This window comes from Marinospirillum insulare DSM 21763, assembly GCF_000686905.1.
GTDB lineage: Bacteria > Pseudomonadota > Gammaproteobacteria > Pseudomonadales > Halomonadaceae > Marinospirillum > Marinospirillum insulare.
Window position 1 is genome coordinate 1 of record NZ_JMLW01000042.1, and the last position, 12115, is coordinate 12115.

General features: G+C 43.2%; 10 protein-coding genes and 1 rRNA gene. 1 reads left to right on the forward strand and 10 read right to left on the reverse strand.

Going from position 1 to position 12115, the window contains the following annotated elements; translation table 11 throughout:
* The 8 genes from BP27_RS0112555 to rluD all read right to left on the reverse strand — a co-directional run.
* Positions 1-131 (reverse strand): 16S ribosomal RNA (locus BP27_RS0112555); the annotation flags it as partial.
* Between the two features lie 433 nt (positions 132-564).
* A complete protein-coding gene (gene pssA, locus BP27_RS0112565; RefSeq protein WP_027851845.1) occupies positions 565-1479 on the reverse strand; it encodes a CDP-diacylglycerol--serine O-phosphatidyltransferase in 915 nt (304 codons plus the stop codon).
* 151 nt (positions 1480-1630) lie between these two features.
* On the reverse strand, positions 1631-2647 hold the full coding sequence (gene ilvC, locus BP27_RS0112570) for a ketol-acid reductoisomerase (RefSeq protein WP_027851846.1): 1017 nt from the start codon (positions 2645-2647) through the stop codon (positions 1631-1633).
* A 132-nt stretch (positions 2648-2779) separates the two neighbouring features.
* Positions 2780-3271, reverse strand: coding sequence for an acetolactate synthase small subunit (gene ilvN / locus BP27_RS0112575; protein WP_027851847.1), 492 nt, complete (start codon positions 3269-3271; stop codon positions 2780-2782).
* 2 nt (positions 3272-3273) lie between these two features.
* Positions 3274-5001, reverse strand: a complete 1728-nt coding sequence (locus BP27_RS0112580; RefSeq protein WP_027851848.1) for an acetolactate synthase 3 large subunit — start codon at positions 4999-5001, stop codon at positions 3274-3276.
* Positions 5002-5392: 391 nt separating this feature from the next.
* The gene (gene clpB, locus BP27_RS0112585) at positions 5393-7969 is read right to left on the reverse strand and encodes an ATP-dependent chaperone ClpB (protein ID WP_027851849.1); all 2577 of its coding nucleotides are present in this window, start codon (positions 7967-7969) and stop codon (positions 5393-5395) included.
* Between the two features lie 84 nt (positions 7970-8053).
* Entirely contained in the window at positions 8054-8806 is a 753-nt protein-coding gene (pgeF, locus tag BP27_RS0112590; protein ID WP_027851850.1) for a peptidoglycan editing factor PgeF, read from the reverse strand.
* Positions 8803-9765: a 23S rRNA pseudouridine(1911/1915/1917) synthase RluD gene (gene rluD, locus BP27_RS0112595; RefSeq protein ID WP_027851851.1), complete on the reverse strand. Its 963-nt coding sequence runs from the start codon at positions 9763-9765 to the stop codon at positions 8803-8805. Before rluD ends, pgeF begins: the two co-directional genes overlap by 4 nt.
* A gap of 119 nt (positions 9766-9884) precedes the next feature.
* Here rluD and BP27_RS16285 point away from each other — a divergent pair, with 119 nt between their 5' ends.
* Complete coding sequence (locus tag BP27_RS16285; RefSeq protein WP_051610568.1) at positions 9885-10733, forward strand: outer membrane protein assembly factor BamD; 849 nt, start codon at positions 9885-9887, stop codon at positions 10731-10733.
* 23 nt (positions 10734-10756) lie between these two features.
* Here the strand turns inward: BP27_RS16285 and BP27_RS0112605 are convergent, their stop codons facing one another.
* Both BP27_RS0112605 and BP27_RS0112610 read right to left on the reverse strand, forming a co-directional pair.
* A complete protein-coding gene (locus tag BP27_RS0112605; RefSeq protein ID WP_027851852.1) occupies positions 10757-11254 on the reverse strand; it encodes a hypothetical protein in 498 nt (165 codons plus the stop codon).
* A 38-nt stretch (positions 11255-11292) separates the two neighbouring features.
* Positions 11293-11778 (reverse strand): hypothetical protein, encoded by a 486-nt coding sequence (locus BP27_RS0112610; RefSeq protein ID WP_027851853.1) that lies wholly within the window; start codon positions 11776-11778, stop codon positions 11293-11295.
* Between the last annotated feature and the right edge of the window lie 337 nt (positions 11779-12115).

Here is a 12115-nt window from a genome sequence, read left to right on the forward strand (position 1 = left end):
AGATACCCAAGTATTACTCACCCGTCCGCCGCTCGTCAGCAAGAAGCAAGCTTCTCCTGTTACCGCTCGACTTGCATGTGTTAGGCCTGCCGCCAGCGTTCAATCTGAGCCATGATCAAACTCTTCGGTTTAAAATCATAGTGTCACTTAAGGTGACTAATCTTGGCTCAAGGTTTCAAACGAATACTTGAATCTCAACCTGTCTAGTAAACTAAACCTGTAAAGCTTCTTATAAGCGCTTGCCTTGATATCTTGTGACTTCATCACAAGCCATCCCGCAAGCGCCCACATGAATGTTCCTGATGCTTCATTCTTAAAGAGCGGTGACTCAAAGTAGCTAGTTAATTAATCTAAACAAGCTGCTGAATCAGAGGAGCGTATTCTACAGCGTTTCGCTCCAGTGTCAAGCTTTGTTTTTAAATTCTTTAAAAGAAATACCTTTAAAAACAATCCTTTACACCCCTTGCCAAAGCTTTTCTAACTGCTTATTTCTAAGCGCTCCCTGACAAGAGAGGCGTATTATAGGCACTAACTTTTTAAACGCAAGGGGTTTTTGAAAAAATATTACATCTTATTAGTTTCTTCTCTTTTCTGCTGCTTACCAAACACAGAATACAAGGGCCCCGATGCTGCGTAGCCGACAAACAAAATCAGCAGCATGACTGCTGGATCTATCGCCACCACTGCTAGAAGCAATACCACTGCTAGCAAAACTACAAAAGGCACGCGATTTTTTAGATCTATACCTTTAAAACTGTAATAACGAACATTGCTAACCATTAACAGACCCACGGCCGCTATTACAAAAGCCACCAGCACCTGCGGCCAAAACACATCAAAGCTTATTTCATGCAAAACCCAAACTAGTGCTGCAACCACTGAAGCAGCCGCAGGACTAGGCAAGCCTGTAAACCAGTTCTTGTCTGCACTCCCTACATGCACATTAAACCTTGCTAACCTAAGCGCTGCACCTGCAACAAAAACAAAAGCAACCACCCAGCCAGTCTGCCCTAAGTCTTTCAGCATCCAACTAAAGGCGACCAAAGCAGGGGCAACACCAAATGAAACCATATCCGCCAGACTGTCATATTCAGCACCAAAAGCGCTTTCGGTTCCTGTCATGCGCGCTACTCGTCCATCTAACCCATCTAAAATCATGGCTATAAAAATAGCTATTGCAGCTGCACTAAAATCATTATTCATACCTGCGACGATTGCATAAAAACCAGAAAAAAGTGCACCTGTAGTAAAAAGGTTAGGCAATAGATAGATACCTCGATGCTTTTCTTTTTTTCCGTTAACTTCCTTTTCTTCCACAACTTCTTCTATTACCTCATCAACTAGGCGATGAGCTCTTCGACTAAAATCATCTTCAATCTTCTGGTCTTCTGTTGCATTCACAGGAGTTTCTTCGGAAGCTACTTCTTCACTAGACTCGTTTAACGCTAATGCCTCTTCTTCCGTTTTTTCTAATGACATAATCTTTACCCTAAGTATTCTGAGATACAACACACTAATTAGGCATTCTACACCTTGCCACTAGCCAGCCAATAGTTTAGTGAACTTAAAACCAAAAAGCGCAACCCTTGGGCTGCGCTTACAAACAAATTTAAAGCTTAAATGCTAAGGCTTAGTTTTTATCTTTATCAACTAGCTGGTTAGCAGTAATCCAAGGCATCATACCGCGTAATTGAGCACCTACTTTTTCAATCGGGTGTTCAGCGTTATTACGACGGTTAGCAGTCATGGAAGGATAGTTATGCGCACCTTCAGCAATAAACATTTTTGCATACTCACCATTTTGAATACGCTTAAGTGCATTACGCATCGCCTGGCGTGACTCTTCGTTGATTACTTCAGGGCCGGTAACATACTCACCATACTCTGCGTTATTAGAGATGGAGTAGTTCATGTTAGCAATACCGCCTTCGTACATCAGGTCAACAATCAGCTTAAGTTCGTGCAAACACTCAAAGTAAGCCATTTCTGGAGCATAACCAGCTTCTGTTAAAGTCTCAAAACCTGCTTTAACTAGCTCTACTGCACCGCCACAAAGAACGGCTTGCTCACCAAAAAGGTCAGTTTCTGTTTCATCTTTAAAGGTTGTTTCAATAATACCTGAACGACCACCGCCAACACCCATAGCGTAAGAAAGTGCTAATTCTTTAGCTTTACCAGAAGCATCGCGGAAGATAGCAATTAAATCTGGTATACCGCCGCCTTTCACAAACTCAGAACGTACTGTGTGACCTGGTGCTTTAGGCGCGATCATAATGACATCTAGGTCTGCACGTGGCTCAACCTGGTTGTAATGAATAGAAAAACCATGCGCAAAAGCTAAGGTAGCACCCTGTTTGATGTTTGGCTCGATTTCTTCTTTATATAGCTGACCTTGGAACTCATCAGGTGTAAGAATCATAACAACATCAGCGCTAGCTACAGCTTCAGCAACATCAGCAACTTTTAAGCCATGCGCTTCTGCTTTAGCACGTGAAGAAGAGCTAGCACGCAAACCAACCGTTACATCTACACCTGAATCTTTTAGGTTACATGCGTGAGCATGGCCTTGTGAACCGTAACCAATAATAGAAACTTTCTTACCTTGGATAAGAGATAGATCACAATCTTTATCATAATAAACGGTCATTGCCATGGTGCTTCTCCTGATAATAAATTTAAGTGCTTAGCACTCAATGTTTTACGCCATTAATTTTAAGTCGGCATAGATTAATGTATTTCTGACACTGCGTAAAATGCAGCATTTTTTACTATTAAATAACTAGAGGCTTAACACCTTCTCACCACGCGCCACACCTGAAACACCTGTGCGCGCAACTTCTAGCAGAGTGCTACCACCTAAAGCTTGAATAAAAGCATCTAGTTTACTGGCGTGTCCAGCTAGCTGAACAGTGTAAATACTAGGCGTAACATCAATGATTTGGCCACGGAAAATCTCCGTTGTCCGCTTCACCTCTGCACGCTGTGCACCTACCGCTTTAACCTTAACCAGCATTAGCTCACGTTCTATATGTTGACCTTCGGTTAAATCGACTAGCTTAACCACATCAATAAGCTTGTTAAGCTGCTTAGTGATTTGCTCAATCACTCGCTCATCACCTGTGGTGGTTACAGTTAAGCGCGATAAAGTTGGGTCATCGGTTGGGGCAACATTCAAGGTCTCAATGTTGAAGTTACGCTGTGAAAACAGACCAACCACACGTGACAAAGCACCCGCTTCATTTTCCATTAAAATAGAGATGATATGTCGCATGATCAAGTCCTCTCCGTTTTAGATAACAGCATATCGTTCATAGAGCCTTGGGGAACCTGCATAGGATAAACATGCTCATGTGGATCAACATACACATCTAAAAATACCAGCTTGTCTTTCATAGCAAAGGTTTTTTCTATGGCAGCGTCCAAGTCTTCCGCTTTTTCTACCTTCATCGCTACATGACCATAAGACTCAACTAGCATTTTAAAATCTGGCAATGATTGCATATAAGACTGAGCGTGGCGTGCTTGGTAGTTTAAATCTTGCCATTGACGAACCATGCCTAAAGATTGGTTATTCAAGTTAATAATTTTTACTGGAATACCAAACTGACTACAGGTTGAAAGCTCCTGCATCATCATCTGGAAGCTACCTTCACCCGTAATTAAAACCACTTCTTCATCGGGCTTATTAAGCTTAATACCCATAGCAGCAGGAAAACCAAATCCCATGGTTCCCAAGCCACCCGAAGTAATCCAATGGTTTGGTTTATCAAACTTATAATATTGCGCAGCAAACATTTGGTGTTGCCCTACGTCTGTCACAACGTAAGCTTTACCCTGAGTTGCCTTCCAAACAGCTTCTACCACCTGCTGCGGCTTCATGGTTTCACCTGGCTCAGCTGGTTCGTAAATACGACCTGCACGGCTAGCGGACCAAGCATCAATTTGTTTCCACCAATCAACCAAAGCATCTGCTTTTAACTGAGTTTTACTTTCATCTAATAGCGCCAGCATTTCTTCTAATACGCTAGTGGCAGTACCAACAATAGGTACATCAACCCGAATGGTTTTACCTATAGAAGAAGGATCAATGTCCACATGAACAATGCGTGCCGTTGGGCAGAATTTAGAAACGTTATTAGTAGCGCGGTCATCAAAACGCGCACCAATACACACCACTAAATCACTGTGGTGCATGGCTTGGTTAGCTTCAAAACTACCATGCATACCTAACCAACCCACTGATTGACGATCCGTTTGCGGATAAGCACCAATGCCCATTAACGAAGTAGTCACTGGGAAGTTTAGTTTTTTAGCTAACTGAGTAAAGAGTTCGCTAGCACCGCCTAAAACCAAACCACCACCGCCATAAAGAATAGGGCGCTTAGCTTTAAGGATTAAGTCTACCGCTTTTTTAATTTGCCCAGTGTGTCCACGACCCACTGGCGTATAAGAGCGCATTTTCACTTTTTTAGGGAAAACATACTCATACTTTTCTGTGGGTGCGGTCATATCTTTTGGAATATCCACCACCACCGGACCAGGACGACCCGTAGTTGCAATGTAAAAAGCTTTTCTCAGAATCATTGGAATTTCTGAAGGATCCTCAATAGAAAAACTATGTTTAACGATAGGACGAGTCACACCGATAATATCGGTTTCTTGGAAAGCATCTTCACCAATTAAATGGCTCGCAACCTGGCCGCAAAGCACAACCATTGGAATGGAATCCATAAAAGCCGTAGCAATACCTGTGACAGCATTGGTCGCACCTGGGCCTGAGGTAACCAAAACAACACCTGGTTTACCTGTGGCACGAGCATAACCGTCAGCCATGTGCGTAGCTGCTTGTTCGTGACGAACTAAAATGTGATTAACCTTGTCTTGGCGGTGAATCGCATCGTAAATGTGTAAAGCGGCACCGCCTGGGTAACCATAAATATATTCAACCCCTTCATCCGCTAGGAATCGGGTGATCATATCTGCGCCTGAGAGTAGTTCCACTTGCGTGAATCCTTTGAAAAAGTTCGAGTGCATAGAGTTAGTATTACGACCAACTCCGGTTCAATAATTTAGATGCTAAAGTTAACACTCATCTAAATTGGCTGATGCAATGCCGTGTCTTGGCAAACGAGATCCGCTTTCGGATCTGCACTCTTGTCGCACTGAATGAATGCGTAGTGGGGCTTAACCTGACCAGAGGATATTACAGGCCGTTAAGTCCTTGGAGGTGAATTAGTTATACAACTAACTCCTGTGCATTTATTTAGGGGTCGCCTGAATATGCTGCACCTGCTACAAGATAGGCAAAGACTCTTATAAAACACCTATTTTGTCAAGCAGCCATCCTTGGCTAACTGCTATTTGCGTTAATTAAACACTTTTAAGTTAAATATTAGGATTTAATCTTAAAAACAGTCTTGTCACCCTCTAAGTCTGCTATTAATTTTTGGCCTGGTTCAAAACGCCCTGCCAAAATTTCTTGAGCTAAAGGGTTCTCCAACATTCTTTGCACGGCACGCTTAAGTGGACGCGCACCATAAACTGGGTCATAACCCTGCTCTACCAGTGCATCTACAAAGCTATCAGCTAACTCTAACGAAAGCTCACGCTCATCTAAGCGCTCTGCTAACCTTGCAAGTTGAATATCTGCAATACGACGTATTTGCTCTTTCTTCAGTGAATGGAAAACCACCACTTCATCAATTCGGTTAATCACCTCTGGGCGGAAGTGCGTACCTACCACTTCCATTACTGCAGACTTCATTGCATCGTAACTATCTTCTGTCATCTGCTGAATCAAGTCTGAACCTAGGTTAGAAGTCATGACAATCACCGTATTACGGAAATTCACTGTACGGCCTTGCCCATCGGTTAAGCGCCCATCTTCTAATACTTGCAAAAGAATATTAAAAACATCTGGGTGAGCTTTTTCTACTTCATCTAACAGCAGCACTGAATAGGGGCGGCGACGCACAGCTTCAGTTAAGTAACCACCCTGCTCATAGCCTACATAACCTGGAGGTGCACCAATTAAACGCGCTACCGAGTGCTTCTCCATAAACTCACTCATATCAATACGCACCATAGCTTCGGTGGTATCAAACAAGTAATGCGCTAATGACTTACATAACTCCGTTTTACCCACACCCGTTGGGCCTAAAAATAAGAAAGAACCACTAGGGCGATTTGGATCTGATAAACCCGCGCGTGAACGACGTACCGCATTGGCCACAGCCACAACTGCTTCTTCTTGCCCTATCACGCTTTGATGCAAGGCATCTTCCATTTTCAACAGCTTTTCACGGTCAGATTCCAGCATTTTACTCACTGGAATACCCGTCCAACGCGCCACTACTTCAGCTATCTCTTCATCGGTAACACGGTTACGCAGCAACTTATGTTCAACGCCTTCTAGCTCATCAGCCATCTGCATGCTACGTTCTAAATCTGGAATAATACCGTATTGAATTTCCGACATGCGCCCTAAGTCACCCTTACGGCGAGCGGCTTCTAAATCGATACGCGCTTGTTCTAGCTGCTGTTTAATTTGTTGCGCACCTTGCAAGCTAGCTTTTTCAGACTTCCAAATTTCTTCTAGGTCTGCAAACTCACGGCTGAGTTCTTCTATTTCTTCTTCTAAAATTTCCAAATGCTTTTTAGAGCCAGCATCGGTTTCTTTTTTAAGCGCTTCACGTTCAATTTTAAGCTGAATTAAACGCCTATCTAACCTATCCATAGACTCAGGCTTAGAGTCTATTTCCATACGAATACGGCTGGCTGCTTCGTCCATTAAGTCGATAGCCTTGTCAGGCAGCTGACGGTCAGAGATATAACGATTCGACAACTTGGCTGCTGCAATCACAGCACTGTCAGTAATCTCAACACCATGGTGAACTTCGTAGCGTTCTTTTAAGCCACGTAAAATAGCAATCGCATCTTCTTCGGTTGGCTCACTCACCAATACCTTTTGGAAACGACGCTCTAAAGCCGCATCTTTTTCAATGTATTCACGGTATTCATCTAGGGTTGTGGCACCTACACAGTGCAGTTCACCACGCGCTAGGGCAGGCTTAAGCATATTGCCGGCATCCATCGAGCCTTCGCCCTTACCTGCACCCACCATAGTATGCAGCTCATCAATAAAGAGAATAACCTGGCCATCTTCTTTATCTAATTCACTTAATACGCCTTTTAAACGCTCTTCAAATTCACCACGAAATTTAGCGCCAGCAATGAGTGAACCCATATCTAAAGACAGTACACGCTTATCTTTTAAACCTTCAGGTACTTCACCGTTAACAATACGCTGAGCTAAACCTTCCACTATGGCAGTTTTACCCACCCCAGGCTCACCGATTAACACGGGGTTGTTCTTAGTACGGCGTTGCAATACTTGAATGGTGCGGCGAATCTCATCGTCACGGCCAATAACTGGGTCTAGTTTGCCCTCTAAAGCCTGAGCCGTTAGATCAATAGTGTATTTTTCTAAGGCTTGGCGCTTTTCTTCAGCGTTAGGGTCATCCACCTTTTCTCCACCACGCAAATTCTCAACTGCTGTTTCTAAGCGCTGTTTATTTAAGCCTGCTGCTTCTAACGCTTTACTGGTGTCATCTTTTAAATCTAAGGCGGCTAATAAAACTAGCTCACTAGAAATGTACTGGTCGCCACGTTGCTGAGAGTCACGATCTGCCAAATTCAGCAAACGACCCAAGGCTTGGGAAACCCCCACATTACCATCGTGCTGCCCCATAGTGGCTAGCTGGTCTAGCAGTTTTTTTAATTCACTACGAACCCGGCTAGCATCAGAGCCCGCTTGTTTTATTAAGGGTGTTAAAGGACTGCCTTGCTGATCTAACAAGGCTAAAAGTAAATGCACGGGTGCAATTTCATTATGGCTTTGCCCCACAGCCATAGATTGTGCATCGGCAAAAGCATTCTGCATTTTGCTAGTTAAACGATCGATACGCATGTAAAAAACCTCTTAAAGGTATTAATTCAGGATTGCTTATGTAATGGGGGAGGAAAGCACTAAATTCAAGAGGTAAAAAATGCATCAATCCAAATAAATAACACTGGCCATGCGACCTGTCTGCTGCCCATCACGGCGGAAGGAATAAAAACGTTCCGCATCGGTTAGCGTACAAAAATTGCCACCAAACACCTGCTCAACACCTGCTTGCTGCAAGCGTTGCGTAGCTAAACGATACAAGTCAGCCATATAGTGTTTTAAGCGGTAAGGGCTAGGCACAAAAGCAGCGGCAGCATCTGGGTGGCCAGCCATAAAGGCTTGGCGAACTTCTGGCCCTACTTCAAACACTCTGGCGCCTATCGCCGGCCCTAACCAAGCTAAAACCTGACTAGGCTCAACCTCTAAAGCTTTAAGCGTATTTTCTAAAACACCACCCGCTAAACCACGCCAACCTGCATGAGCCACGGCTACCTTGCTACCCTGTTCATCACAAAAAAATACTGGTAAACAATCGGCTGTTAACACCACACAAGCATAATCACTGCTGGTGGCTATGGCTGCATCTGCATCTATACCAGATGAATAAGTGGTTGCCACCTGCTCAGTATGCACTTGGTTTAACCAGTTCAACGGCCTAGCGCCCACTTCTTCTTGCAAGCGTTGACGGCAAGCAGCAACGGTTAACGGGTCATCACCCACCTGATCAGCTGGATTAAAGCTTGCATAAGCGCCTTGGCTTGGTCCTGCTTCCCGAGTAGTAACAAAAGCCCGCACATTACTAGGTGCAGGCCAATGCGGGTAAAGCAAGCTCAAGTCTGGCTGAAGTGTAGAGTTCATCTTGCACTCCGCATATCTTCTTCCAACAAGGTTAACAATAATTCGATATCTTCAGGTAAGGGTAAAGTCCAAGACATTTCTTTACCTGTTTCTGGATGCATTAATTTTAAGCTGCGCGCATGTAGGGCTTGGCGTGGGAAACTGCGCAACATCAGCTTTAATTCTTCATTTGCACCAGCAGGTAATTTTAAACGCCCACCATAAACCGGATCACCCACCAATGGATGACGAATATGTGCCATGTGTACCCGAATTTGATGCGTTCGACCCGTTTCTAAATTGCAACGTACATGCGTATGGGCTCGGTAACGCTGCACTACCCGGTAATGCGTAACCGAATCTTTACCACCAGAAACCACCACCGCTTGGCGCTTACGGTCTTTAGGGTGACGGCCAATTTGGGTATCAACCGTGCCACCTGAAGTCATCACACCCAAAGCAATCGCATCGTATTCACGCCCCATATTATGGCTTTGTAATTGTTCTACTAAAGAATTTTGTGCTTTAAGGGTTTTAGCAACCACCAACAAGCCAGAAGTGTCTTTATCGATACGGTGCACTATGCCCGCTCTGGGCAACTCTTTTAAAGAAGGGCAATGAAACAGCAAAGCATTTAACAAAGTACCATCGGCATGGCCTGCAGCGGGATGCACCACTAAACCAGCAGGCTTGTTGACCAAGAGCAAATGCTCATCTTCATAAACTACATCTAACTCTAAATCTTGCGGCAAGTCGGTTAACTGCTCTTGCTGCTCTGCTTCAAGTGTTAAAGTGTCACCCACCCTAACTTTATTTTTTGGCCTACCCACTTCGCCATTCCACAACAGGCTGCCATCCTTTAACCATTCTTGTAATTTTGCACGGGAAAAATCAGGAAAAAGCTCCGCTGCGACTTGATCAATTCGCTTGCCTGAAGACTCTAGCGGTACTATTGCTTGCTGCTTTATTACTTGTGTCATGAAATTCTTTCTGTGGTTTAAAGTCTTAACCTCTCGAACCCAAGAGGGGTTTCCGTTATTCTAGCACTCGAACAAGGTTTATCACCCTAAGATTACGATTTAGAAAAGACAAAATACTTATGCCACTTAACACCCTCTACTCATCGACCCTACTCCGGCTCATCATTTTAAGCCTAGTCTTTACCCTTCTTTATGGGTGTGCTGGTCGCTTAGCTGACGATGAAAAAAGCGAGCAACAGCTTTACCAAGAAGCTCAAACAGCCCTAGACAAAAAACGCTTTATTACTGCTATTGAGCGTTTACAGTTTTTAGAAGCTCGCTTCCCTTTTGGTGAATATGGTGAACAAGCCCAGCTAGAGCTTATTTATGCTTATCACCAAAACAATCAGCATGAACAGGCACGTGCTGCTGCTAGCCGTTTTATTCGCCTTAACTCTAACCACCCACAAATTGATTATGTGCTTTACCTAAGCGGTTTATCCGCTTGGGTTGCTGGCCGCCATTCACTCGAAGGCTTAAAGCTAACCGATATTTCACAAAGAGACCCAGGCGCAACACGTGAAGCCTATGCTGACTTTAACCGTTTAATAACTACTTTTCCTGACAGCGACTACGCACCCGATGCCCAGCAACGCCTTCGTTATTTAAAAAACCTACTGGCTGCTCAGGAGGTGTATATCGGACGCTTTTACTTACGCCGTGGCGCACCCATTGCCGCCATTAACCGTGGACGTGGTGTTCTAGAAGGTTACCGAGACACCCCAGCAGTCGCTGATGCATTAGCAGTTATGATAGAAGGTTATTTACACCTAAATGATACTGAACAGGCCAACGAACTACGCCAACTTCTAGTCGAACTTCAGCCCAATCATCCGCAGATAAAAGGCAAAGAAGGTTTTGTTCAGCTACACCCTGCGGATAAGCCAGACAAAACCTTATTACAAATACTCTCGTTTGATTTATTTTAACGAGGTTAATTGAAAATAGCCTATTAAACTGTTTTCAAAAGAAACGCTAGCCTTTGCTGCTCAACAACCTGATCATCCGTCCACGGCCTTGCTGTGGGGTTTAACGATACAGCTTGAGCAGGGCTTGCATCAGGGGAGTGGTAAGGCATTAATGCAGTTAAAGTATCTTCGAACCATTTTGCGCTCTTATTTGATCTAGCAGCACCACTTTCTAGATGAGCCAAATAATCAACCTTATGGTTCATATAGTCTTCATTTGCTATAGGGTAATAAGGGGCAATAATAAGAGGGAAGTAAAAACCATCTGGAAAATCTACATTTTTACTTAATTCCTTCAAATCATTCATAGAAGCATTTCTAAGATCAATTTTTGTCTTAGCAGCGCTGTCTTCTATATCCTCCAAGCCTATTTCTAGCTTTTTATCAGTAGAAAAAATGGCTTCTTGTGGCTTTTTACTCGCACTGGCTGAATAAGCCGCTGCTGAATGAACCTGAGAACTAAGCGACATAGAAACATTCATAATTAACCTCCCTATTTTATTTATGCCAGTAAAACGACCTAAGCCATTACATCTAACAAAGGCTTTTGATATTCAGGCTGAAAAATACCTATAATTTTATCTAAAAAATTTTGATACTTTTCTGCTCTATCTTGATCTCCCATTAAATTAGCACCATTAACAAAGCCAGCCGCTGTCTCATAAACATTAACCTTAGTGCTAGTTATTCTTTCATTCGTTTCTTCAGCGGTATATCTTACAAGTCTGCCATTTTCATCAAGGCGACCTATTCCTACTGCACTAATTACAAGACTAAAAAACTTACTCCATTCATCCCCATCAATATCGCCATCAAGCAGCATTTGATGAGACAAGTCCAAGACTTCTTGTCCAGTCATATTAGTTAAATCATAACTCGTATAAGGTTTATTTTCTTTAGAAGTTGCTTTGTTAACTTCATTAGCCTTATGGCTTTTTGTAAGTTTAGCTTGCTCAACAGCAGCCACACTTTTCACTTGCAAAGGATTAACACTATTAACATTCATAACATAACCACCTATTGAAAAAATAATTGATTAGTTAGCCACTACTAAAGTTGAAGTAGTTATATCAATACCAAACCTTATCTACAAGCCTTATTTGGCTTTACTCTGACCCCACGTAAAGACTAGGCAAAACCTTGCCACCCTATATCTAAAACGTCTATAAATTGCCGATATCACCTATATTTTCAGCTCATTATCTATGGGGTCAGAGTAAGAAAACAAAATGCTTGAAAACAACCCATTTAACGGCTCTTCGCATTTAAGGGTGTAGGTGCTTTTTGAACCCACCCGATTCTAACAAGCACCTTGCTATGTAGTTGGTTAAATTTCTAAAACC

Bases quoted from the DNA above. Each gene is read 5' to 3' on its own strand.
- pgeF (WP_027851850.1), bottom strand. From the start codon at position 8,806: ATGAACTCTACACTTCAGCCAGACTTGAGCTTGCTTTACCCGCATTGG.
- pssA (WP_027851845.1), bottom strand. From the start codon at position 1,479: ATGTCATTAGAAAAAACGGAAGAAGAGGCATTAGCGTTAAACGAGTCT.
- rluD (WP_027851851.1), bottom strand. From the start codon at position 9,765: ATGACACAAGTAATAAAGCAGCAAGCAATAGTACCGCTAGAGTCTTCA.
- clpB (WP_027851849.1), bottom strand. From the start codon at position 7,969: ATGCGTATCGATCGTTTAACTAGCAAAATGCAGAATGCTTTTGCCGAT.
- ilvC (WP_027851846.1), bottom strand. From the start codon at position 2,647: ATGACCGTTTATTATGATAAAGATTGTGATCTATCTCTTATCCAAGGT.
- BP27_RS0112605 (WP_027851852.1), bottom strand. From the start codon at position 11,254: ATGAATGTTTCTATGTCGCTTAGTTCTCAGGTTCATTCAGCAGCGGCT.
- ilvN (WP_027851847.1), bottom strand. From the start codon at position 3,271: ATGCGACATATCATCTCTATTTTAATGGAAAATGAAGCGGGTGCTTTG.
- BP27_RS0112610 (WP_027851853.1), bottom strand. From the start codon at position 11,778: ATGAATGTTAATAGTGTTAATCCTTTGCAAGTGAAAAGTGTGGCTGCT.
- BP27_RS16285 (WP_051610568.1), top strand. From the start codon at position 9,885: ATGCCACTTAACACCCTCTACTCATCGACCCTACTCCGGCTCATCATT.